Annotated in this window: 20 protein-coding genes and 5 pseudogenes; 14 read left to right on the top strand and 11 right to left on the bottom strand. The window is 69.1% G+C overall.

The annotated features are described in order from the left end of the window. Positions 1-250 precede the first annotated feature (250 nt). From QMK30_RS20230 to QMK30_RS20210, 5 genes and pseudogenes are all read left to right on the top strand, one after another. Positions 251-1773 (top strand): annotated as a pseudogene (locus QMK30_RS20230) (DUF8189 domain-containing protein). A gap of 17 nt (positions 1774-1790) precedes the next feature. Further along, positions 1791-3821: a DUF8189 domain-containing protein gene (locus QMK30_RS20225; RefSeq protein ID WP_283519765.1), complete on the top strand. Its 2031-nt coding sequence runs from the start codon at positions 1791-1793 to the stop codon at positions 3819-3821. 245 nt (positions 3822-4066) lie between these two features. Beyond that, positions 4067-4879, top strand: coding sequence for an FHA domain-containing protein (locus QMK30_RS20220; protein ID WP_283519693.1), 813 nt, complete (start codon positions 4067-4069; stop codon positions 4877-4879). Continuing rightward, complete coding sequence (locus QMK30_RS20215) at positions 4876-6294, top strand: serine/threonine-protein kinase (RefSeq protein ID WP_283519692.1); 1419 nt, start codon at positions 4876-4878, stop codon at positions 6292-6294. Before QMK30_RS20220 ends, QMK30_RS20215 begins: the two co-directional genes overlap by 4 nt. A 13-nt stretch (positions 6295-6307) precedes the next feature. Then, complete coding sequence (locus tag QMK30_RS20210; protein ID WP_283519691.1) at positions 6308-6565, top strand: AMP-binding enzyme; 258 nt, start codon at positions 6308-6310, stop codon at positions 6563-6565. A 65-nt stretch (positions 6566-6630) separates the two neighbouring features. Here the strand turns inward: QMK30_RS20210 and QMK30_RS20205 are convergent, their stop codons facing one another. The 7 genes and pseudogenes from QMK30_RS20205 to QMK30_RS20175 form a co-directional block, all read right to left on the bottom strand. Further along, a complete protein-coding gene (locus QMK30_RS20205) occupies positions 6631-6939 on the bottom strand; it encodes a DF family (seleno)protein (RefSeq protein WP_283519690.1) in 309 nt (102 codons plus the stop codon). Then, positions 6864-7108, bottom strand: a pseudogene (locus tag QMK30_RS20200) (hypothetical protein); the annotation flags it as partial. The pseudogene QMK30_RS20200 and the gene QMK30_RS20205, both read right to left, overlap by 76 nt. A 59-nt stretch (positions 7109-7167) precedes the next feature. Next, positions 7168-8865 carry a nickel/cobalt transporter gene (locus QMK30_RS20195; RefSeq protein WP_283519689.1) on the bottom strand — a complete coding sequence of 566 codons (1698 nt, stop codon included), beginning with the start codon at positions 8863-8865 and terminating at the stop codon, positions 7168-7170. Then, positions 8862-10214, bottom strand: a complete 1353-nt coding sequence (locus QMK30_RS20190) for a tetratricopeptide repeat protein (RefSeq protein ID WP_283519688.1) — start codon at positions 10212-10214, stop codon at positions 8862-8864. The genes QMK30_RS20195 and QMK30_RS20190 overlap by 4 nt, the downstream gene beginning before the upstream one ends. Positions 10215-10352: 138 nt before the next feature. Beyond that, positions 10353-11864 (bottom strand): DUF4331 domain-containing protein, encoded by a 1512-nt coding sequence (locus QMK30_RS20185; RefSeq protein WP_502963179.1) that lies wholly within the window; start codon positions 11862-11864, stop codon positions 10353-10355. 702 nt (positions 11865-12566) lie between these two features. Beyond that, complete coding sequence (locus tag QMK30_RS20180; protein WP_283519686.1) at positions 12567-13052, bottom strand: peroxiredoxin; 486 nt, start codon at positions 13050-13052, stop codon at positions 12567-12569. 106 nt (positions 13053-13158) lie between these two features. Continuing rightward, a complete protein-coding gene (locus QMK30_RS20175) occupies positions 13159-13377 on the bottom strand; it encodes a hypothetical protein (protein WP_283519685.1) in 219 nt (72 codons plus the stop codon). Positions 13378-13950: 573 nt separating this feature from the next. Here QMK30_RS20175 and QMK30_RS20170 point away from each other — a divergent pair. The 4 genes from QMK30_RS20170 to QMK30_RS20155 all read left to right on the top strand — a co-directional run bounded on the left by QMK30_RS20170 (position 13951) and on the right by QMK30_RS20155 (position 16604). Further along, positions 13951-14733 (top strand): ferritin-like domain-containing protein, encoded by a 783-nt coding sequence (locus QMK30_RS20170; protein ID WP_283519684.1) that lies wholly within the window; start codon positions 13951-13953, stop codon positions 14731-14733. Further along, positions 14730-15563 (top strand): ferritin-like domain-containing protein, encoded by an 834-nt coding sequence (locus tag QMK30_RS20165; protein WP_283519683.1) that lies wholly within the window; start codon positions 14730-14732, stop codon positions 15561-15563. Before QMK30_RS20170 ends, QMK30_RS20165 begins: the two co-directional genes overlap by 4 nt. A gap of 96 nt (positions 15564-15659) precedes the next feature. Continuing rightward, the gene (locus tag QMK30_RS20160) at positions 15660-16088 is read left to right on the top strand and encodes a cupredoxin domain-containing protein (protein WP_283519682.1); all 429 of its coding nucleotides are present in this window, start codon (positions 15660-15662) and stop codon (positions 16086-16088) included. A 75-nt stretch (positions 16089-16163) separates the two neighbouring features. Then, the gene (locus QMK30_RS20155; RefSeq protein WP_283519681.1) at positions 16164-16604 is read left to right on the top strand and encodes a hypothetical protein; all 441 of its coding nucleotides are present in this window, start codon (positions 16164-16166) and stop codon (positions 16602-16604) included. A gap of 40 nt (positions 16605-16644) precedes the next feature. On the opposite strand, the pseudogene QMK30_RS20150 reads toward QMK30_RS20155, so the two are convergent. The 3 genes and pseudogenes from QMK30_RS20150 to QMK30_RS20140 form a co-directional block, all read right to left on the bottom strand. Then, positions 16645-16849, bottom strand: a pseudogene (locus QMK30_RS20150) (transposase); the annotation flags it as partial. Between the two features lie 11 nt (positions 16850-16860). Next, complete coding sequence (locus QMK30_RS20145; RefSeq protein WP_283519680.1) at positions 16861-17928, bottom strand: questin oxidase family protein; 1068 nt, start codon at positions 17926-17928, stop codon at positions 16861-16863. Positions 17929-17979: 51 nt separating this feature from the next. Further along, a complete protein-coding gene (locus QMK30_RS20140) occupies positions 17980-18603 on the bottom strand; it encodes a TetR/AcrR family transcriptional regulator (RefSeq protein ID WP_283519679.1) in 624 nt (207 codons plus the stop codon). A 206-nt stretch (positions 18604-18809) separates the two neighbouring features. On the opposite strand from QMK30_RS20140, the gene QMK30_RS20135 reads away from it, so the two are divergent. The 5 genes and pseudogenes from QMK30_RS20135 (at position 18810) to QMK30_RS20115 (ending at position 21594) form a co-directional block, all read left to right on the top strand. Then, positions 18810-19406 (top strand): hypothetical protein, encoded by a 597-nt coding sequence (locus QMK30_RS20135; protein WP_283519678.1) that lies wholly within the window; start codon positions 18810-18812, stop codon positions 19404-19406. A 40-nt stretch (positions 19407-19446) separates the two neighbouring features. Beyond that, entirely contained in the window at positions 19447-19614 is a 168-nt protein-coding gene (locus tag QMK30_RS20130; protein WP_283519677.1) for a hypothetical protein, read from the top strand. A 579-nt stretch (positions 19615-20193) separates the two neighbouring features. Continuing rightward, on the top strand, positions 20194-20547 hold the full coding sequence (locus tag QMK30_RS20125) for a hypothetical protein (RefSeq protein WP_283519676.1): 354 nt from the start codon (positions 20194-20196) through the stop codon (positions 20545-20547). Next, positions 20520-20993: pseudogene (locus QMK30_RS20120) on the top strand (potassium-transporting ATPase subunit B); the annotation flags it as partial. The gene QMK30_RS20125 and the pseudogene QMK30_RS20120, both read left to right, overlap by 28 nt. A gap of 136 nt (positions 20994-21129) precedes the next feature. Continuing rightward, positions 21130-21594, top strand: a complete 465-nt coding sequence (locus QMK30_RS20115) for an SDR family NAD(P)-dependent oxidoreductase (protein WP_349362089.1) — start codon at positions 21130-21132, stop codon at positions 21592-21594. 105 nt (positions 21595-21699) lie between these two features. Here QMK30_RS20115 and QMK30_RS20110 read toward each other — a convergent pair. After that, positions 21700-21924: pseudogene (locus QMK30_RS20110) on the bottom strand (amino acid permease); the annotation flags it as partial. Positions 21925-21939: the final 15 nt, after the last annotated feature.

Below are 21939 nucleotides of genomic sequence, written 5' to 3'. Positions count from 1 at the left end.
TCCTCCGTGCCATCGCCGTCCTTCCCCCTGTCGTACGGGCCGTCGTCTGAACGCGGCCATGCTAAGGAGGACCGATGAAATCTCGATGACCAGCGACAACAGGCGCCTAGCCGACGTGCTCCCGCCTGTCAGTCCGTAACCTTCCGGGGTCTTTCGGGCCCGCGCTGTTGCTAGCTTCCATACCGCCCGTCCGCACGGCCCCAACCCGTCCATCCCACTCGCCCCGAGACTGCTAAAGAGAGGAGGGCTCATGCTTCCAGGGCTTTCCCGACGCGCACTGACCTGGGTTCTCGCGTCGACAGCCGCCATGCTGCTGCCGACGCTGCTGCCCGCGACTCCGGCCGCGGCCGCCCGGACCGCCGCCGTCGCCGCCACCGCGGCCTGCCCGGCCACCGGTTTCGTGTCCCAGCACTTCCACAGCGGCCACAACGGCGTCGACATCGCCAACGACGTCGGGACGCCGATCTACGCCGTGGGCGACGGCGAGGTGACCATCTCCGGGTACGAGGCGGGCTACGGCCAGTGGATCCGGGTCCTGCACCCCGACGGGAGGATCTCCGAGTACGGGCACATGGTCCGGCGGGACGTCTCCGTAGGCGACCGCGTCGTGGCCGGCCAGCAGATCGCCCTGATGGGCGCCGAGGGGAACTCCACCGGTCCCCACCTCCATCTGCGGATCTGGGGAGACCGGTCCACCTCCTACGGTATCGACCCCGAGGTCTACCTCGCGGAGCGCGGCGTGGTGCTGCCCTGCACCCCGGGCAGCGGTCCGCGGCCCCAACCGCTGGTGTATCCGGCGGAGTCTGGCCGGGTCGTGTCGGCGCGGTCGGCGGACGGGCGCCTGGAGGTCTTCGCCGCCGCAGCCGATGGCATCCACCACGCCTGGCAGCAGGAGGTCAACGGGAACTGGTCGGAGTGGGAATCGCTCGGCGGGCCCGGCAACGCCGAACTCGCCCTCGCGCCGAACGCCGACGGCCGCCTGGAACTGCTCGCCATCAACGGGAACACCTTCCAGCACCGCTGGCAATCGAGCCCGTCCGGCGGCTGGTCGGGATGGGAGTCCTTCGGCGGTGGCGGCCGGGACACCGCGGCCGGTGTCAACGCCGACGGCCGCATCGAGGTCTACGCGTCAGGCCCGGCCGGGCTTTTCCACCGGTATCAAGTCGCCCCAAACGGCGGCTGGTCGGAATGGGAGTCCGCGGGCGGCGGCCCCGCCGACAGCCGGGTGGAGATGGGGAAGACACCCGACGGGCGCCTGGAGGTCTTCGCTCTGAACGGCAGCACCTTTCAGCACCGGTACCAGAGCGCCCCCAATGGCGGCTGGTCCTCGTGGGCCGGATTCGGCGAAGGCGGCCAGGATCTGACGGTCGACCACAACGCCGACGGCCGCCTGGAGGTCTTCGCCTCCGGCCCGGTCGGCGTCTTCCACAAGTACCAGACGGGCCCCTCCAGTTGGTCCGAGTGGGAACCCATGGGCGGCCCCGCCACTCACAGCTCACCAGCGAACGCACCCCCGACGGGCGCGTCGAAGTCTTCGCCATGAACGGCACCACCGTCATGCACATCTGGCAGACCGCCGTGAACGCCCCCTACAGCGACTGGGCGCCCTTCGGTACCGGCGGCACCGAGGTCACCGCCGCCAGCAACGCCGACGGCCGCATCGAGGTCTTCGGTACCAGCCACGCCGGTACCTTCCACACATGGCAGACCGGCTTCGCCACCTGGTCCGGCTGGATCTGGCTCAACAACTCCGCCGGCCCCGCCGTCGACTGACCCCTCTGAAGGAACTCATGCTTCCGATCAGCAGACGGAGCCTGCTGCGCCGCGCGGCCGGCGCCGGCGCCCTCCCGTTCCTGGGCGCCGGCCCGGCCGTCGCCGCGACCTCCCAGGACGCCCCGCCCCCTCACCGGGTCGGCGCGGGACCCTTCACTCACGTCTACGACCCGTCCACCTCCGCAGGCCCGCGATATCTCAACGATCACACGCTGATCGAGACTCAGGGCCGCTGGCACCTGTTCGGCATCGTCGGGAACAGCGCGCCGCGCGGCGAATCTCCGGACAGCGCGGCGGAGATCTCCTTCGCCCATGCCTCCGCGCCGAGCCCGCACGGACCGTGGACCAGCCACCCCGACGCGCTCATCGTCGACCCGTCCTATATCGGTGAGGATCACCTGTGGGCGCCGCACGTCGTCGAGGCAGGCGGCAGGTTCTGGATGTTCTACGCCGCGGGCGGCGCGAGTGGTGCGGCGATCAACCTCGCCACGTCGACCGACCTGTTCACCTGGACCCGCGAACCGTCCGGCCCGCTGTTCCGGGGGCTCGCGGCGCGTGACCCGATGGTGCTGCGGGTCGGCGGCGAGTGGGTCATGTATTACACCGAACTCTCCGGACCGGGCGGCCACCATGTCGTGGCCTACCGGCGTTCCGCCGATCTGCTGCACTGGGGCGAGCCGGGTGTCGCGTTCACCGACGCGAGCACGGACGCGACCGTCTCGGTCACCGAGTCGCCGTGCGTCGTCGAACGAGACGGCTGGTACTACCTGTTCATCGGTCCGCGCAACGGCTACGAGGGCACCGACGTCCTCGCGTCGCGGGACCCGTTCCATTTCGAGCTCGCCGGAAGCGCGGGGCATGTGCCCGGTCACTCCGTGGAGGTGGTCCGCGACGGGGAGACCTGGTACGCCAGCGCCGCGGGCTGGTTCCGGAACGGGCTGTACATGACTCCCCTGTCATGGCGGGACACGCCACCGCCGTGGCAGAGCCCCGACAACCCGGTGGCCGGCCTCGACGTCGACGGCCGCCTGACGGTATTCGCACTCGACGCCACCGACCGCGCGATGCTGCGGCGCGTCCAGCTCGACCCGCACACGGACAGCTGGTCGGAATGGGAGCCCTTCGGAGGGCCGGCCGGTGCGGTTCCCACGCTCGGACGCACCACCGACAGCAGGCTCGAGGTGTTCTCGCTCGCCCCGGGCGGCGCCAACCTGCACCACCGGGTGCAGCGGCCGGACGGCGGCTGGCACGACTGGGAGGAGTTCGGCGGCCCGGCCGGTGCCGCCCCTGCCGTCGCCCGCGACGCCTACGGTCGGCTGGAGGTCTTCGCACTGAGCCCCGGCGGCGCCTCCGTCGCGCGGCGACGGCAGAGGTCGGCCGGGTCCCCGGCCTGGGACCCGTGGGAGCCCGGATTCGGCGGGGCAGCGGGCGCGCCACCGGTTGTCGCGTCGAACGCCGACGGCCGGTTGGAGGTGTTCGCCCTCGCCCCCGGTGGCTCGGGCATCGACCACCGTTGGCAGGAATCCGCCGGCGGCCCCTGGACCGCGTCATGGCACCGATTCGGCACCGCGGCCGGCGCCGCGCCTCGGGTGTCCTGGGACGGCAGCGGCCGTCTCACCGTCGCCGCGATCGGACCTTCGGGCGTGGGAACCTTCGTCCGGCGGCAGGCCGAGCCGAGCGGCGGCTGGGACGAGTGGCTGCCGCTGTTCGGCTGGAGCGCCGCCGCCCCGGCGTTCGCCGTGAACGCCGACGGCCGACTGGAGGCGTTCTCCCTCACGCCCGGCGGAGCCCGACTCGGCCACCGCTGGCAGGTCGCTCCTGGCGGGGACGCGCATCCCGGCGGGGAGTTCGGTGAGCCCGGCATCCGGCTCGTCGCCACGCCCACGGCGGCGCTCGACGCCGCCGGGCGGCTGCACGTCTTCGCCGTCACCGTCGCGGGCGGGATACGGACCCGCGTCCAGGCCCGGCCGAGTGGCGGGTGGCAGCCGTGGACGGCCTTCGGGGATCGCACGGTCGCGCCCCTTGTGTCGGGCAGCCCCGCACTCTGAGCGGAGCATGCGAATCTCGCCATGTAAACGGGGCTTCGGTGCTTCGTGCGCGCCGCCCCTCCCCCTGCCCCGGGCTCCTGCCGTCCCCGTACGGTGACCTTCCCCACCGGGGGCGGTCTGGAACGAGGCATCCACGGCCCCGGGCGGCCGGTTCCGGCGATGTGGCCGAAGTACGCCGGTGAACTCCCCTGAGAAACGAGTATCGTTCCGCTGGTCCGACAGCGACGCGTGGAACGGGGGGAACGGTGAGCGGCGTAGTCGTCCATCTGCCGCAGGGAAGCGGTGGCGCCGTCGGCGGCGAACCGCACGGTGACGCGGTGACGTTACGGCTGGGTCCCGGCGAGGTCGCCCGCTTCGGACGGGGCGGCTCCAAGACGATCCCCGTCGAGCTGCGCCTCGACGACCCGGCGATCTCCCGCCTCGCCGGGGAGATTCGTGTGACCGACGACCACTGGCAGTTGACGAACCACAGCACCACCCACAGCTATCTCGTGGAGAACCCGGAGGGAGCGGGGGAATACCTGAGGGTTCCGCCGCGGCGGGTCGGAGCGCCGATCCCGTTCGAGTTCTCGCGTGTCGTACTGCCCACGCGCGGTGACGTCACGATCTCCTTCCAGGTGTTCGCTCCCGACCACATTTATCTGGACCCGGAGGCCATGGGTGTCCCCTGGGGGAACAGCACGGTCACCGCGTACTCCCTAAACGAGACGGCCAGGTACTTCCTCGTCCTGGTCACGCTCTGCGAACCGCGCCTGCGCGACCAGTCGCGCGTGGCGGTCCCCACCACTCCCCAGATCGTCGAGCGGCTCAGGGGGCACCTCACCTGTGGCGAGCTGACCGCGCGGGCGGTCAGCTCGCACATCGACTACCTCGCCGAGGAGAAACTGCGCATCAGCGTCCCGGACGTCCACGAGCCCGGCAAGGGCGACCGCCGCAACGGCAAGCGGGAGGAGATCGTCGGGCTGGCGCTGCGATTCGGGCTCGTACGGGAGGAGCACCTCGCGCTGTTGCCGCCCCTGGCAGGGGCCGGCGGGCGGGAGCGGCAGGCCGCACGATGAGACCGTCGCACGGCCTGGGGGGCACCACGGAATGCGACCGGACGGACCTGCTCCCACCCGGCTATCAGGTCGGAAACTGGGTGGTCACCCAACTGATCGGTTCCGGGGGCTGGTCCACGGTGTACGCGGCGCGACCGGCCGACGAGCACCCGGACCGAACCGGCAAGGCCGCCACGCCTCCGGGCCCCACCGACGTCGCACTCAAGATCATGCCGACCGCCGGGCTCGCGCCACGCCAGGCGCGCAGGATCGTGGAATCCGCCCGCCGCGAGGTCGAACTCGGGCGCAGAGCCGGGCATCCCCGGCTGATCGGACTCATGAAGTCGTTCGTTCTCGCCGCACCCGACCGCCCCTCCCTGGAGGGCGCGATCGTGCTGGTCATGGAACGGGCCGCCGGCAGCCTGCGGGAACTGGTCGACGCGGGGGTGCCCGAGGCCGATCGCGGCCGGCTGATCGCGGGCATCTGCGACGGACTCGCCCATCTCCACCGGTCAGGGTGGGTCCACGCTGATCTCAAGCCGGAGAACATCCTGTTGGGCAGGGACCGCTCCGTGAAGCTCTCGGACTTCGGCCTCGCCACCGAGCTGACGGGGACACACGGGTACGCGCCGCCCATGGGCACCCTGGACTACTTCCCGCCCGAGCGCTGGAGGGCGCCCCTCGGCGAACTCGGCGTGCGGGTCCGGCCGACCGCGGACATCTGGGCGCTGGGCATCGTCATCCACGAGGTGTTCGCTTCCGGCGGCTCACCGTTCGCCGGGGCCACACCCGTGGCGCGGGGCGCCGCGGTCCAGGAGTACGGCGAGGGGCGTGCGCCGCTGCGCATGGACCACGCCGTGCCGCCGTTCTGGCGCGCGCTGGCCGCCGACTGCCTCGCCCCGACCCACGAGGCCCGCGCCCCCCACACCGCCGAGAGACTGCTCGCCCGCATCGCCGCCCACCAGGAGACACCCGAGGCGGGAGCGGGCCGGCTGGGCGGCCGGGCCCGCGCCGCCGTCCTGGCCACCGCGCTGTGCGGGATCGTCGGCGCGACCCTGTGCTCAGACGCGGTACGGGCGACCTCGGTCACGCCGCCCGGCCGTGCGGTCGCCACGACGCCCGGCACAATCCGGGTGTACAACGCGGAGCGGGGCTGCCGGGAGCGGGTCGACCGGGACCCGCGGTGCAGCTTGGGTATGGCGATCGATCCCGTGCAGCCCTACACCGCGGAGAACGTCGTACCGACCAGGGTGTGGCACGGCGACGTTCTCACTGCCGACTGCCAGGTGCCCGACGGGGAGCCCATCATCGACGAGGAGGACCGGCGGTCCACCCGCTGGTTCCGCGTCCGCCTCCCGGCCGGCTCCAAGCTCCCCACGGCCTGGCTCCCCGCCGTACGCACCAAGGAACGCCCGGAGTTGCCGGAGTGCCTCTAGTGTTCCGACCGCGGTGGCGGAGTGCGCGGTGGTGCCCGTCCCCGACGAGGCCGTCACCAACCGGCTGCTGGCGTGCGTGGTCGTGAGGGAGTGCGATGCCGCGGACGTGGCCCGGCTCATGCGGACTTGCCGTGAGCGGCTGCCGTACTGCATGGTCCCGCACCATTTCGCGTTCCACGACACGCTGCCGAGGACATCGACGGGGAAGGTCGACCGGCGGGCGCTGCTTACCGGTGCGGGACGTGACAGCCAAACGTCAGCAGGACGTTAGCACAGGGGCGGAAGCTCAGGTGGGCGAATTCCAGGGGTCGTCGCAACACGGTGTGTGACGTGATCTTAGGCCTTGGAGTTGAGTGCCTGGACGAGCTGGTCGACGGTGGGTGACCCGGCCAGTCCGTCCGGGGTCGCGTAGACGCGACAGGTCAGTCCGTAGGTGTCGGCCGTGGGCGGGAAGAGGTCGTTGCCGTCGACTCGAATCGTGGGTGATCCGGTGAAGTGCTGGGCTTGGGCGTCCTGGTCCATTTCGACGGCGCGAAGGTTCACGCTCTGGCCAGGACGTCCGGCCCGCGTCAGTGCTTCGGCGAGCCGTTCTTCGGCGGTGTGCCAGTTCGGGCAGCCGTCGAAGTAGAGCAGTTCGATTTCCATGTGCCCATGATGCGGCAGCCGTGCCGGTTCACGGCGTCGTGATCATTAGCTGGGCGGCTGTTGAGTTCGGCAGCGGCGGCGTCCAGGTCTTCGCGGCTGTAACGGGCCAGGTCGGTGCCTTGGGAAAGTTCTGCCGTAGCAGGCCGTTCGTGTTCTCGTTCGAGCCGCGCAGACCGCCCGTTGGCTTCGGCGAGGCCTATTGACTGAACTAATTTCCTGCGTGTGGGTTCACCATGGGCCCGCTGCGGCTCGGAGGGTAAGTCCCAGGCCGACGAGGAGCACGAGGGAGGACGTCGCGATGGGTCCGAATCGGGTCCATCGTCGAACCCATACCCAACGGGTGGACTGGGTGGCATGCCTGCTGCCCGCCTCGATGCGGTCGCGTAGGCGTACAAGGATGAGGCCGGCAAGGGTGAGTGTTGCCGCCATGCCCAGTCCGTAGCCGATGACGAGCAGCACGCCGAATGCCGTGCGCCCCAGTGCGACGGCTCCGAGGAGTACGACAAGGGCTGAGGGGCTGGGGACGAGGCCACCGGCGATTCCCATGCCGATCAGACCGCCGCGTGACGCCCTTTCGGGTGAGGGGGCAGGGGCGGGGGCCGGGCTCGTGGCGGGGAGCGGCTCGTCGTCCTGCCCCTTGGTCAGGACGACGACTGTTCCCGCGTGTCTCGCGTCCTGTGCGGCGGTGGGCAGGCGACGGCCCGGCAGCAGGCGGGACAGCGTTCCGTACAGGTGCCGACCACTGCCGTCCTGACCGGGCCTCTCGCCGTGATGGTGCTGATCGCCATGGCTGTGATCATGGCTGTGGTGATGGTGCCCGTGCCCGTGCCCGTGGTGATGGTGCTGGTGCTGGTGGGTGTGCGGTGTGCCTTTACGCAGGGCTGTGCAGAGCAGCCAAAGGCCGATCCCGGTGACGAGGAGGCCGCTGGTCAGGCCGAGCCAGGCCAGCACGGTCTCCCCGGCCAGAGTGGTGGCGACGGGCAGAAGGAGTCCGAGGACAAGGACCCCCGCGGTGTGGGTGAGAGTGACGGTGGCACCGACCGCGACGGCGTCCTTGGGTGTGCCGCGCCGACCGGCGAGGTAGGCGGCCATGATGGTCTTTCCGTGACCCGGCATAGCCGCGTGCGAGGCACCGAGAATGATCGCGAGGACGAGGGCCATCAGGCCGACCGGAAGGGTCAACTCCCGCGATCCGACAAGGTCGTTGAACGTGCCGGTCACCGTGGTGAGTGCAGCAGTGACGGGTCCGGCCCCCGGCAAGTCGGGCAGGGAGGATACAGCGGTGCTCTGACCCGGTTCGGTGCGCAGGGCCGCGGTGCGCACGTCCACGGGCGTGGCGAGCGGACCCTGTGGATACGTGCGGAGTTCGCCGGTGGACGATGCCTTCGGCACGTCCGAGTCGGTGAGGGCGATGCCCTGGCCGCGTGCGATGATCTCGCGCCATCCGATGCGTCCGCTGGCGTAGGTGGTACGTACGGCGATGTCGCTGGGGGCACGCAGGTCGGCCGGGGCGGTGAGGCCGCACTCAAGGCGACTGGTTTTCAGCCCGGCCTCACCCCGTTGGTACGTGAGCCCGGCACCGGTCGGCTTCCAGACAACGGGCCTGCCATCAACATCGACGCGGAGCTGTGCGGCGAGCGTGGCGCAGCGGGACCGGGCGTAGGCCAGGGCTTCAACACTGCTGATAATGCCGTCGCTGTTCGCATCGACATTCGGGCGTTCCTGTGCGGCGGCGATTTCCGCGCGGTCCACCACGACACGGGCCTGGACTCGTTCGGTCTCCAGGGTGAGGCTGGTGGCGTAGTTGACCGTGAAATTCCCCAAGGGGTGAGCGGACGCCGCAGGTGCGCTCACCCCCACGAGCGCGGTGCCGGCAGCGGCCACGAGCGCCGCGGCCTGGAGGCGGCGGAGTTTTGTGTGGTTCATCGGGTGTGGTCGATTCGCTCAAGCGCGGCGCGCGCGTCGGGGGCGTGCAGGGGATGGAAGTGGGGGTCGATGGCCAGGGCCCGGGTGAGGTCCTGGCGGGCGGCCTTCGTGTCGCCGAGCGACTGGCGGATCATCGCGCGGTGGTAGTGGAACAGCGCGCTGCGGGTGCCCAGCGCGAGCGCCTTGTCGGCGGCTTCGAGCGCGTCCGTGTCGTTGCCGGTGCGGTGCAGGGCCCAGGCGTAGGCGTCCTGTACGGCGAGGAAGGGTCTGCTGCGTACGGCGGGGCGGGCCAGAGCGAGAGCGCGGTCCGGACTGCCGTGGTCGGCCTCGTAGAGGATCGCGTCGGTGTCGGGTACGGCCCCGCCGGCCTCGAGCAGCTGCTGCTGCGCGGCCAGGAGACGGAACTGCGCCCGGGCCTTGCCGGTGTGGCCGAGCGACTGCTGCAGCTCTCCCAAGCCGAGGAGGTACTGCGGCAGCGGCGCGATCGCGATGGCCCTCGTGTAGTCGGCGATCGCCTGCCGGGTGTCACCGAGGGCCGTGTGGGCTCGTGCCCGGGCTTCCAGAAGGGGTGCCTCCTGAGGGAGGACCTTGAGGCCCTTCTCGGCTTCGCCAAGGGCGCCCGCAGCATCCCCCGACTCCAGAGCCAGGATGGCGAGATGGGCCTGGGCAAAGGCCGCGTCGGCGGGTGTGGCGGCAGCGGTCAGCGCACGTTCCATCAGGGAACGGGCCTGCCGGGGGTCTCCGCGAAGCTCCCATGTGTAGGAGGCGCGCGCCAGTGAGGCGCTGTCGGGCCGCAGGTCGGTCATGCGCTGCACCGCTGTGAAGGCGGCCTGGTACTGGCCCAGTTGCGTGTAGGCGTCGGCGAGGACGCCCTGGGCCGCGACACCGTGCGGGTTGGTGGCCGCCGCCTTGGTGCCCCATTCCAGTGCCGCGGTGAACTGGTGCCGAGCGGCTGCCAGCGCCCCCATGCCGACCTGCGCCGGGTAGTTGCCGCCCGACTGTAACGCCATGGATTTGCGCAGGGCCTGCTCGGCTTTCGCGTAGGTGGCGGGATCGGCGGTGGTGCGCGCCTGCTGTACGTAGGCCATGCCAAGGCCGGCCCAGCCGTCGTGATCCTCGGGCAGTCGGCGCAGCCGCTCCCGTAGCGCCTCGATGCCTCCCTCGGCAGTTGTGCCGGCCCCGGATCGGCCCCCGGGCACGGAGGAGGCACCGGAGGGTGCACTGGTGGGAGCGAGGCCAATGGCACCGACCACGAACAGGGTCGCACCCGCCGCCACGGCGATGACCGCGCTGCGCAGCCGTGGGTGCCTGCTGTGCAGCCTGGAAGGGAGCGCGGGGGGATCAGACACGCGGAGATGCCTTCCTGCGAGGTCCGTAAGGGCAAGGCGGTGAGGGCGCGGTGGTGCGGGACCGGGCGGCGGGGTCGAGGAGCCGCCCGGTCCTGTGGGACCGGTCATCGAGACAGTCGAGGGACCGGCTCAGTCAGTTCAGCGGGTCGCGCGGCGGCGGCGCAGGCGGAACATGCCCGTGCCGAGCAGCAGGGCGCCCACACCGCCGATCGAGGCAGCGTTGGCGGGTTTCAGCGCCGACTGCCGCACGCCTTCGCCGGTGCCGCTGTTGACGTGCTTGGTGTGCGGCAGCGCCAGGTACGGGAACCCGTTTCCGAAGGGCACCTCGTTGGTGTCGACCTTGTCGCCTTCGGCCAGCGCGGGGACGAGTTCGCCGCTTTGAGCGGCGCCTTCGACGGCCTGAAGGGAGATGTCGACGACGTCGTCGGCCAGGCGGCGGCCGTTGGGGAAGCCCGCCAGGTCACCCGCGAGGACACCGAGCCGCTGCGGTTCGCCGGTCGGGGGGACGGCCATGTTCAGGCGCAGCTCCTCGGCCGGGACGATCTTGCGCCGGTTGGCGTCCTTGTTCAGCTGGTGCGCGTTAAGGTCGGCCTTGATCGGTCCGCAGGCCTTGCAGATACCGGTCAGGTAGATCTCCGCGAGGTCATTGCGCGGCGTCGCCGGTGCCGGGATGCCGTACACCTTCTCGATCAGCTTGGGCAGGATAGGGTCGTAGACCTTGTCCACGACCGGCTGCACGGTGCGGTCCTGGTTCGGGGAGATCGTGTTGAAGGCGTCCTTGTACTTCAGGGGTACGACGACTTCGTTGACCAGCGGGTTGCCCAGCCGAGAGACCTGGCGCCAGTCGGTGTGGGTCTTGGAACGGGAGTCCGTGACACCGGCCCCGCGGCGCTCGGTGGTCGACCACACGCCGATGACCGGGTTGCGCGTGGTGCTGCCGCGCAGGGCGAGGTGCTTCTTGGGGATCTGCAGTGCGACGGAGTTTACGTTGTAGCCGGCCAGGGTGTCCTGGCCGCGCTTGCTCAGATCACCGCCGTACAGCAGGTCGAAGACCCGAAGGTCGGCGAAGAACGGGTCCTCGGCCTGACCGGCGAACGCCTTCGCCCCACCCGGAGCCTTGCGCACGGCCATGCCGCGCAGAGCGCCGTAATCGGGCATGGACGCCTCACCCGTGCGCGACGGCGCGACGGGCGCGTTGTGGAGCAGGGTGCGGGTACGGCCGCGGTCGGTGACGGTCAGGTCGTAGACCTGACGGAAGTTCAGGTCAGGATCGTTCAGCGAGGTGACCGGGCCGGTGTTGTAGAGGAACTGGTCGGCGGCGTCCCGGATCTTGTTCTTGAAGCGCCAGGTGTACGTGACGTCCGCGCGCCCGTCACCCGTGTTGTCGATCTTGATGTGGTAGCGGGCGTCGTCCGCGAACGCATAGAAGTTCGGACCGCCGTTGGGCTCCTCGAACGGGATCCAGTTGGCGACGAGCGTGACCGTGTCGTCGCGGTTCGGGCTGGTGAACGCGTACACGTCCGTGTTGTCCGCCCGCGGGTCCCCCGCGATCAGCGGAGCCTCACGGTGGCTGGAAGCTGCGCTGATGCCGGGGGCAAGCGTCAGCACGGCCAGAGATGTGGCCAGCGCACCTGCACCCAGGACCACCATGGACTGGTCGAGCCTGCGGCGCGAGCGCGGCTGCGGAGATGGATTCTTCACGAACGGGTCCTCTCGTCGGCACACCATGTCCCGTTGCCGAGCAACGGGACATGGATATGCGGTGGGGAGGCGAATGAGACGACCCAGCGGGCAGGACATCAAAGCGTCCGGGCGGCTTCCACGAGAAGGACAGAGCTTCTCGCCGGTCGGCAATATCGCCACGCAAATACATGCGCAGCCTGCAGGAAACCATGAACAGCACCAGCGAAACGCCGAACAGGAAACGGGACCCTCTTCACGCGCAACTCCGGAAGCTGCGTACCCGCAGGTCAGCGGTAGACGCACATAGGCGCGGACGGGAAGAAATCCATTCCGATGTTCCCTGGAGAATTGCCCTCTTACGAGTGACGCCCACGTTATTGCACATGATGCGCAACAGGCGTTTATCGAACATCGTTTGAGTTCTACCACTAATCTGAAGAACCCCTTCGAGCGAAATACGCTGGGGATCCACGAGAGGCCCTCGGAGCAGTCGGCATGCGTCGTCGCACCGATGGTCGCTCCTACCCGGCCACGACCTCGCACGGCAGCCCGCAGCTCAGGGATCTGTCGCCTGGCCGGCCATGTTTTCTGATCCGCCAGCAGGCCGAGCAGATCTGGTGCACCCGGGAGCTGACTGGACAAAGCCGGGCGACCGACCTCGCCTCGGACTCATGTGGAGGTGAGCTCCGAGAGGCGGCGCGTCAGCGTTCCCACATCCTTGTAAGCGGCGCCGAGCAGCGCTAAGTGTTTCCAGTACAGCACGCCGTCCGGCCGGAGGAGGAACACCGACCGGCGCAGACCGATGCCAGGAGCAGCAATTCCGAACGCCTTGATTACTTGACGTTCGGTGTCGGCCAGCAGTGGCACGCATAAGCCGTGCCGCCTGGCGAGTGTCTCGTGGCTGTCAACCGACTGCGAGCTGATGGCCCACACTTCGCACCCGAAACCTCGGAACACGTCGAGACCTGAGGAGTAGGAACACAGCTGCTTGGTACACACGCTCGTGTCGTCGCCCGGGTAGAACGCGAGCACCAAGGGGTGACCGCGCCTTTCGCAAAGGGTGTAGTCACGGCGCTCAAAGGAGTCGCCCACCAAGACTCCGCCGGGGAGCGAGAAGTCGGGCACGTGCTGGTTGACATCAGGTACTGCGGCCACTGGGGACTCCAATCGGGCTGGTGACGAATGCCGTGGGACAGGGGGCAAGGGGGCGAGGCCGATCAAGCCGCCCCTCCGCATATCCAGTACTCCACAGCCGACTGATTTAGTCTTTTGTATCCTCGGCCTTCATGACAAGGCCGCTGCGCTCGCGAGTTTCGGGGTGCGCAGCGGCCTGGCCAGGGCCACTGCAAAACTCGCGCCATTCCTTGGACTTCAGGACGATGAAGACGGCGGCGGTGGCGTTCGGGGCATGGCCGCAAACGGCTTTCAGCATGAGCATGTAGACCTCGCTCGGCGATGGTGGGGTGCCCAGCTCCAGCATGAGCTAGTCGTTCTCATCGAAGTTGCGGAACTCCCCGCCATCGACCTGGTGCCGACGCCAGGGCGATGGCCGCACCGCCCACCGCCGTTACCGGCCTCGGGCCGGACGACTGCCGAAATCCAGCTCGACGACAGGCCAGCGCCGCATATCGCGACAGCGGTCCGGTGAGCGCGGTGAGCGCCAAGTCCCTACCCATGATGCTCACGCCCTCCATTCGGAACCCGCGGCTCAGCGGATGGGCCTCGCACGCGACCAGACGAGGTTCTCTGCCAGCCGGACTGGAGCCCCTTCAGCAAATGCGTCCTGACCGCTCGGAGAGCAGCAGCAGGAGAGGCACCGGGCGGTCCCCCTGCCAGCGTCATCACCGTGCCCGCGTACCCGGGTCCCTCTCGACCAGCCCCGGATAGCCGTCCCTCACCGAACTGGCCGAGGAGGTCAAGGGAGGGGTTCGGCGCGTCGCCCCTTCGAAGGAACTTGACGGCCATTCGGCGCTGCCTCCCAGGCGGTCAGCGGTGCTTCGTGAGCAGATGGCTTGTGCTGGTCGCGATAGTCGCGAACACGAGAGGAGGTCGTATGAGCAGGGAAGAGATCGATTCTCGGCTGCTTCAACACCTGACAGAGCAGTCCGAGGACCTCAACAGTGATGCGTTGCGGATCACACGGTCCGCTCTGGACAACTACACCGAACAACAGCCTGCGTCCCGCTCGGGCTGGTGGCGCTGGGGCGCGGCCGCCGGTCTGGCCGGGGTATCGGCCGCGATGGGTGCCGGCCGGGCGGCGGCAGCCACCAGTGACGACGTGAAGGCACTGCAGACAGCCGCGTCGCTGGAGAACCTGGCGGTGAGTGTGTACCAGACCGCCGCCGGGTTGCCGTTCATCAAGGACGGCAACAAGACGGTGGCGGCTTTCATCGCCAAGACGACGACGCAGCACCAGGCCCATGGCAAGGCGTTCAACGCGGCCGCGATCAAGGCCGGCGGCAAGGAGCAGAGGGGCCCGGATCCGAAGTATGCCGCTGTGGTCAAGAAGGCGCTGCCCACGCTGAAGACCCCGGCCGATGTTGTCGCGCTCGCCATCACCCTGGAAGACGTCGCGGCCCAGACCTACACCAAGAACATCGGGCAGGTCTCCGACGCGGAGCTGCGCAGCCTGTTCGCCTCGGTTGCCCCGGTCGAAGCACAGCACAGGGCCACGCTGCTGGCCGTGCAGGCGCTCCTCAAGGGCGGGGCCGCGAACCTCATCGCGATCCCCACCAAGGTGGATCAGTTGCCGGCCGCGGCCGGCAGCGTCGGCTTCCCCGACGCCTTCTACCCCACGTCCAAGGCATCCCCGATCGATGAAGGGGCACTGAAATGAGCCGTGATTGGGAGCTGCCCATCACTGAGTCCGAGCTGCACAAACTGACCGGTGAGCTGGATGAGGCCCATCGTGAGTCGATGCCGGGAATGCTCGCCTCCGCGGACGACCTGACGGAGGAGATCCGCTCCCTGGACGCTGCCGGTGACGCGGGCGAGCCTTCCGGAACCGCCAGAGGCCTGTCGCGAGGTCTTGACCGGCGCCGGCTGCTGTTCGGCCTGGGCGGGGTGGGAGCCGCGATGGCCCTGGCAGCCTGTACGAGCGACAAGACGGTGAAGGCCGCGGGCGCGCCTTCCGGGTCCCCGTCCGGCTCTCCCTCCTCGATGTACACCGGTGACTTCAAGGTGGTGGCGCTTGCTGCCGCGCTGGAGAACCAGGCCGTCGGGGCGTACAAAGCGGCGTTGGACGCCGCCGCGGCGGGCAAGCTCGGGAAGGTTCCGCCCGCGGTGGCCACCTTCGCGAAGACCGCCATGAGCCAGCACGCCGACCACGCCAAAGCGTGGAACGCGGTACTGACCGGGGCCGGGAAGAAAGCCATCTCCGGCGTCCCGCTCTCCGGTCACCAAGCCGTCGTCGACGCGCTCGGCAAGGTCAAAGACGTCACCGGAGTAGCCAAGCTGGCCCTGCAACTGGAGGACCAGGCGACGGAGACGTACATGTTCGCCGCGGCGAACGTGAAGAGCGAAGGCGGAATCAAGACCGCTGCGACGATCGCCCCTGTAGAAGCCATGCACGCCGCGATCCTCCACTTCGTACTCGGCCAGTACCCCGTACCGGCCGATTTCTTCACCACCGACAAGGCAGTCAGCCCCGACCAGCTGACCGTGTAGACACCCCCGCCCGGCAGCCACCACACGCGCTGCCGGGCAGCCGGGGTCCCCGACCAAAGCCCGCGCGGCGGGCCCGCTTTCGTAAAGGTGCCCGCCATGTACGCATCCCCTCTCCGCCACGGGCAGACCTCCCGCACCCAGGGCGCCCTGTTGGCCGTGGTCCTCGTGGCGGCCATGGCCGCCACAGGGTGCTCCGACTCTTCGCCGCCCTCCCCCAGCACCTCCAGCAGCGAAGTAGCGCCCTCAAGCAGCGCCGGGACCACCGCGTCGACCTCGATGACCGTAACGATCAAAGATTTCAAGTTCAGCCCCGCCCGGATCACCGTCGCCCCGGGCCAGAAGATCACGGTGATCAATCAGGACAGCAGCCCCCACACCCTCACCGCCGAGGAGGGCAAGGAGTTCGACACCGGCAACCTGGCCAAGGGCAAACGTGCGACCATCACCGCCCCACGCACCAAGGGTGAGTACGCGTTCCTGTGCAGCATTCACCCGTCCATGACCGGCACCCTCACCGTGCGCTGACAGCCCCGCCCGGCGGCGCCGCCACACCCGCCCGGCGCCGCCGCGTCTCGTCCCTACCGTCAGGGGGTACACCCCATGCGCCACACCCCACTCCACGCTTCGGACCGGCCACGCCCCCTGGAACTCGCTCTGCGCCTGATCGCGGCAGCAGCCCTCGCCGTTGACGCCTACGTGCACGCCGACCTCGCTCCGCGCTTCGACGCCAACACCGCGACCATCAGCCAGGGCGACCTGTTCCGTATCGAAGCCGGCCTCGCGGCATTCGCCGCTCTGCTCGTCCTGTTCGTACGCAACCGGCTCGCCCCGGCGTTCGCCCTCCTGGTCGCGGCGGGAGGACTCGCTGCGGTCCTCATTTACCACTACAGCGACCCGGGCAAACTGGGTCCGCTGCCCAACATGTACGAGCCGGTCTGGTACACCCAAAAGACCATCAGCGCCGTCAGCCAAATCGTCGCGACCCTGGCCTGCGGCGCCCTCCTGGCCCGCCGACAAAGTCGTACTCCTGCGCCGATGTAGGGGGTCTGTGTAGCAAACGGTGGAACTCGTTCGGGTTTCTCTAGCGGCGTCCAGCGGTGAGCCGGCCGTCGAGGCGATGTCGAAGGCTTGGAGTGCGGCCTTCCACCGCATGGTCCACCGCTTGCGGCCGGTGCCGGTGGGATCCGAGCTCATCACGCCAAGTACACGCACTTGAGGGCGGCCTGATCGTTGGGGAAATGCCCTCGGGCCCGCACGGCCTTGCGGATCCGGGCGTTGACACTTTCAGTGACGCATCTCAGGTGGGTTCCACGAGGGTGGCGATGTGGGTGGCCGCGGCGAGGGCGTCCGGGTTGCCGGTGCGCTCGAAGACCTCAACGGCGGTGTCGGTGAACTTGATGACGTGCTCGTCCCCGTGTTCGGCGGACCGTCGCACGACCTCGGCGATCGGGTCGTCGCAGTTCGGCGGCTCGGGTAGTTCCCCGCGAGGAATGCCGTGCCGCGGCTCGTACGTCGAGACGAGGGCGGCGCTGGCCGACCATACTGCGGCGAAGCTCGGCGCCCACATCTGGCGCGGCAGGGTGGGCAGTACGTGGAGTACGGCGTTGGGTGCGGTTGCGGTGTGAACGAGCAGCACGGGACTTCCGTGACCGTGTGTCAGGTACCGCAGCGTTGCCGCGTCGACGAGCTGGCGCAGCAGGGTGACGGCCTGTTCATCGGAGACCGCGGGACGCAGGGCGGCTTGAGCGTCGGACCAGCCGGGTACGCCGGTGAGTCGGCCGAGTCGTCCTGCGAGCAGTCCGCTCTGCTCCTGCAGATGGGGTAGCCCGGCAAGAGCCAGGGCGGCGTTCAGGTCGCCGGCGGGCGCGGTGGCGCCCGGGATCGGAAGGGAGCGGGCGGCCCAGAAGGCCAGGCCGTGTGCCAGTTCGGCCCGCGTGCTGTCGCTCACCGCACCGTTGGTGAGGGCACGGACGGCATGTCCGACGCGGATGACGCCGTGCGTGGCGCCGGCACCGATGCCGGGCAGGAGGCGGGGCCACCACTCGGTCAGGACATCCGCCCACGGTCGCTCGGCGACCAGCCGACCGAAATAGGCGGCCCAGTCACCGACGCGTTCGCCCCGGCCGAGGGCCTCTTGCCAGCCGGTGTCGCGGATCGGCTCGCCGGCCCGTGGCATCTCGGTCAGGCGCGGCATGTACCGATCCACCCATGAGGGGACCAGATCGGCGTATCCGCGCCGGGCCAGTACCTCGGCAGTCATGGGGCCGTGGTTGGTCAGGCCGTGGTTTCCCTCCTCGTCCCCGCCGAACTCCGGTCCGGCTGAATGCAGGCGTTCGTAGACCTCGTCCAGTACGTCGATGTTCATCGTCCAGCCGTCCTGTCGTGTGCGAATCCAGGCTCGCTCGGAATGGGTCGATCAGCTTGTTGTTACGCCGCATTGGCGTATCAGCGGCAGGTAGACCTCGTCGACGATCTCGACGAGGACGCTGTCGGGAACGGTGGCAATCCCGCGGGTGACGTATTCGTTGCGCAGCAGGACGAGGGCCACGGTGGCGACCCGCGGGTGGAGCGCCTCGGGCGCTGCTTCACCGCGGGCCACGGCGCGGCCCAGGAGGGTCAGCCAGCGGCCTGCTCCGCTGTCGCCGACCTGTTCTTGCAGTTGCGCCAGCAGTTCAGGTTCGTCGCCGATGCTCGACAGCAGCCCGCGCAGGATGTCGCCGCCCGGTGAGGACAGGTCGCGGTTGATCCGCCGCAGTAGCGCCAGCACGTCCCCGCGCAGGTCGCCCGTGTCGGGGACGCGCAGCTGGGCGTCGGCGATCTGCAGGTAGGCGGCGACACCGAGAGCCGCGCGGTTCGGCCATCGGCGGTAGATCGCGTTCTTGTTGGTGCCGGCACGCCTGGCGACCTTGTCCATGGTCAGCCCCGGAAACCCGCATTCGATGAGCTCGTCGAGCGCGGCGCGAAGGATCGCCTGTTCCAGCTCGACCCCGCGCCGCCGCGCCAGGGTCGGGCCGGGCTGCGGTGTCGAATCATCAGCCATGCTCACTCTCCCATCATAGGTACGCTTCGTACTTTGGCCGGGTTCGCATTTCTTTGGCCAGCGCTAACTTTAGGGTACGTCGAGTACCGTATACTCTCGGCGCCTGGTCTGCGGCTCTGCAAACCGGCCGCACGGGTCCGTCAGCAAAGGGGCGTCACGCATGCGAGGCAGGCATCACGTACGACACCGGCTTCATCAACGCCGGAGTGAGCACCCGTACGACGTTCGACCCCGAAGTCGTCCAGCGTGAGATGCGCGTCATCCGCGAAGATCTGCACTGCACGGCGGTGCGTGTCACCGGCGGCGACCCGGACCGACTCGAGATCGCCGCCACCCACGCCGCCGGCGCCGGCCTGGAGGTGTGGCTCTGCCCCTTCACCTGCGGCCTGACCACCGACGAACTGCTCGCCTTCCTCGCCGACTGCGCGGAACGCGCCGAGCGGCTACGCACACAGGGCGCCGAGATCGTGTTCCTCACGGGGTCCGAACTCAGCCTGTTCACCCACGGGTTCTTGCCCGGCGACACCCTCCAGGACCGGATCGGCCTCCTGTCCAAGCCTCACAACCTGCGCGAGGTGCACCGCTGCTATATCGCCGAGGTCGTCTCGTTTCTTGACGGCGGATCTCTGTCCTCCGGGCAAGATCGAGGAATGAGTCCGTCCGGAGCGATGAGTTGGGCGGCTTCACCGGACTCGGTCGGCAGCCACAAGCCTCGATGTCTCGCCCAGTGGTGCCGGCGGACAGCTAGGCTGCGCCCACGACCGTCCGTCTTCGACCGGCCAGGCACCTCTTGCGCCGGCTAACGACCGGTTGTGCCGTGGCGCCACTCCTGGCGATCCACGCATGAAATCCACTCCGGAGAGCGGCATGCGCCGCATCGTCATAGCCCTCACGCTGTCGGCCGTCGCCCTGGTCGCCGCTGGGGGGCTCACGGACCGGATGTGGCTCCTGGGGCTCGGCGTCTGGGCTCTGATCGCCGCATTCATGATCGAAATGATCTATCGGCCGTGAGCCGCTCCGCCTGGGACCAGATCTTTCCGGGCCGGTAAGCGCGACGCGGCCCCGGAGTGAAACGCGCGGCCGAGATCCCTTGGCCCGACCGACCTGGGCCGAAACGCCGGACGGGTCCGCGCCCCCTCGTTGGTCGCGGACCCGTTCAACCCGCGTGTCGTGAGCAATCGGCACGCGGTGTGCAGTCGCGCCTGTCCGACTGCACGCCAGGCGCTACGCCCCTCCGTCACGGGTGGTCGCCCGCCCCCTCTCACGTCGGCCAGTCTGGCACCGCTTTCGATCATCAACGCCCCCTTTTGATGCTCCACTGACGCTCTTTCGATGCCTCCTGATACGGCCTTGACGGTCGAATCCTGCTGTCCGTATGAGAGTCGCAAATACCGGCTCAGCCAGGCCATTTGGACCGCCACGGGGGCTTAGGTTCGACTGCGCCCGCCTCCCCGGCGGATGAGTACGCGTTGGCATGCCCGTCATCACGTCGCCGCGTCCCGGCAGCCCCTCCTCATGGGCCAGGGCACAGATACGGGCAGGCGGCGGAGCCACTCATTCCTTGCCGACCCCGTCAGAAGGCCGTCAGCCATGCTTCCCGCCGCTTCATCGTTCGCCCCTACGTCCACGAAGGCACGTACGCCCCGAACCGGCCTGGGCCCCCAGCCGTCGGGGCAGCGGCGCGCGCCCGGTGGCCTCTTCGAACCCGCGCAGTTGGTGAAAGGCCTCCCCGAAGCGCTGCGCAAACTGCATCCGCGCGACCTCGCCAGAAACCCTGTGCAGTTTGTGGTGGCCACCGGCGCCGTGCTCACCACGCTCTCCGCGGTGATTCATCCGTCGGTATTCACGTGGGTGATCAGCTGCTGGCTGTGGTTGACCGTCGTCTTCGCCAACCTCGCGGAAGCCGTCGCCGAAGGTCGCAGGCGGACGTCGGCGTGGCCATGAACACCGGCACCTCGGCCGCGAAGGAGGCCGGGAACATGGTGGACCTGGACTCCAACCCGACCAAGCTCATCGAGATCATCGAGATCGGCAAGCAGCTCCTGATCACCCGGGGGGCGCTGACGACGTTCTCCATCACCAACGACGTCGCGAAGCACTTGGCGATCGTCCCCGCCATGTTCACCGGCGCCCACCCCGGGCTGGAAGCTCTGAACATCATGGGGCTGCACAGCCCCACCTCGGCGATCACTTCCGCGATCATCTTCAACGCGCTGATCATCATCGCGCTCATCCCGCTCGCCCTGCGCGGTGTGCGCTACACCCCCGCCTCCGCCCACGACCTGCTACGGCGCAACCTCACGCTCTACGGCCTCGGCGGCCTCGTTCTGCCATTCGTCGGCATCAAGCTGATCGACCTCTTGGTCTCCAGAGTGCCGGGCCTCGGCTGAGTACGCAGCCGGGACCCTCATCAGGGCTTTATCAAGGACATCTCGTCCCTCTTGAAGCCACATCGCATGAGGCGAACCGGTCGTCCTGGCGTAGACCGCTGTTCATGTTTCCCATCCAATCGGCCAAGGACACCTCATGCCGTCAGCATCGCCGGACCGCCGTACCGCTTTCGTGACCGGAGCCACCTCCGGCATCGGCTGGGAGACCGCCCGGCTCCTCGGGAAGCAGGGTTGCCATGTCGTTGTCCACGCACGCGACTACAGCTCCGGCGAGGAGGCCATCACCCAGCTCGACCTGGCCGTCGCCGACTTCTCCCGACTGGGCGAAGTCCGTTCCATGGCGCAGTCGGTGGCCCGCCACCACCCCGCCGTCGACATCCTGATCAACAACGCGGCCGTCGCCGCCCCAGAGCGCCACACCATCACCGCCGACGGCGTGGAACTGACCTTCCAGGTCAACTTCCTCGCCGCCTACGTCCTCACCCGCGCCCTCAAAGGCCCGCTCACCGCACGAGCGGGCAGCCGTGTGGTCAACGTGTCGTCGTCGATGCACCGCACCGCATCCATTTCCTGGAATGACATCAACCGCACCCGCCGCTAATCCAGGCTGGCCGCTTACGCCCAGTCCCAGCTCGCACTGACGGTCTTCGCCCGAGCCGAGGCACCGCAGGGCTGCACAGTGGTGAGCATGCACCCGGGCATCTGCGAGGGCGGCGATGAGGAGGGTGACGGGGACGGTGAATCCGAGGCCGTGGCCACCCGCCGCCGCGAGGACGAGCACGATCGCTTCCGGCCCATAGGCGACGGAAGCCATCGCGTCGAGGGACAGGGCGGCAAGCCCGGTGACGGCTGTGAGCTTGTGCCGCGCGTCTGTATCTGGAGGCTCCTCGACGCCGGACTTCGCGTCGTTCTCCGAGGTCAAGATGGTCATGCGGATCAGCGTGCG

The sequence above is a fragment of the Streptomyces sp. H27-C3 genome, from assembly GCF_030063415.1.
GTDB lineage: Bacteria > Actinomycetota > Actinomycetes > Streptomycetales > Streptomycetaceae > Streptomyces.
The sequence above is the reverse complement of the archived record's forward strand: the minus strand, read 5'-3'. Positions and strand labels throughout refer to the sequence as shown.

What these genes read in the sequence shown, in the direction of transcription:
- QMK30_RS20185 (WP_502963179.1), bottom strand. Translation starts at nt 11,864, where the DNA reads ATGGTGGTCCTGGGTGCAGGTGCGCTGGCCACATCTCTGGCCGTGCTG.
- QMK30_RS20165 (WP_283519683.1), top strand. Translation starts at nt 14,730, where the DNA reads ATGAGCCGTGATTGGGAGCTGCCCATCACTGAGTCCGAGCTGCACAAA.
- QMK30_RS20225 (WP_283519765.1), top strand. Translation starts at nt 1,791, where the DNA reads ATGCTTCCGATCAGCAGACGGAGCCTGCTGCGCCGCGCGGCCGGCGCC.
- QMK30_RS20145 (WP_283519680.1), bottom strand. Translation starts at nt 17,928, where the DNA reads ATGAACATCGACGTACTGGACGAGGTCTACGAACGCCTGCATTCAGCC.
- QMK30_RS20175 (WP_283519685.1), bottom strand. Translation starts at nt 13,377, where the DNA reads ATGCTGGAGCTGGGCACCCCACCATCGCCGAGCGAGGTCTACATGCTC.
- QMK30_RS20215 (WP_283519692.1), top strand. Translation starts at nt 4,876, where the DNA reads ATGAGACCGTCGCACGGCCTGGGGGGCACCACGGAATGCGACCGGACG.
- QMK30_RS20115 (WP_349362089.1), top strand. Translation starts at nt 21,130, where the DNA reads ATGCCGTCAGCATCGCCGGACCGCCGTACCGCTTTCGTGACCGGAGCC.
- QMK30_RS20205 (WP_283519690.1), bottom strand. Translation starts at nt 6,939, where the DNA reads ATGGAAATCGAACTGCTCTACTTCGACGGCTGCCCGAACTGGCACACC.
- QMK30_RS20125 (WP_283519676.1), top strand. Translation starts at nt 20,194, where the DNA reads ATGCTTCCCGCCGCTTCATCGTTCGCCCCTACGTCCACGAAGGCACGT.
- QMK30_RS20140 (WP_283519679.1), bottom strand. Translation starts at nt 18,603, where the DNA reads ATGGCTGATGATTCGACACCGCAGCCCGGCCCGACCCTGGCGCGGCGG.
- QMK30_RS20155 (WP_283519681.1), top strand. Translation starts at nt 16,164, where the DNA reads ATGCGCCACACCCCACTCCACGCTTCGGACCGGCCACGCCCCCTGGAA.
- QMK30_RS20170 (WP_283519684.1), top strand. Translation starts at nt 13,951, where the DNA reads ATGAGCAGGGAAGAGATCGATTCTCGGCTGCTTCAACACCTGACAGAG.
- QMK30_RS20195 (WP_283519689.1), bottom strand. Translation starts at nt 8,865, where the DNA reads ATGAACCACACAAAACTCCGCCGCCTCCAGGCCGCGGCGCTCGTGGCC.
- QMK30_RS20160 (WP_283519682.1), top strand. Translation starts at nt 15,660, where the DNA reads ATGTACGCATCCCCTCTCCGCCACGGGCAGACCTCCCGCACCCAGGGC.
- QMK30_RS20130 (WP_283519677.1), top strand. Translation starts at nt 19,447, where the DNA reads ATGAAATCCACTCCGGAGAGCGGCATGCGCCGCATCGTCATAGCCCTC.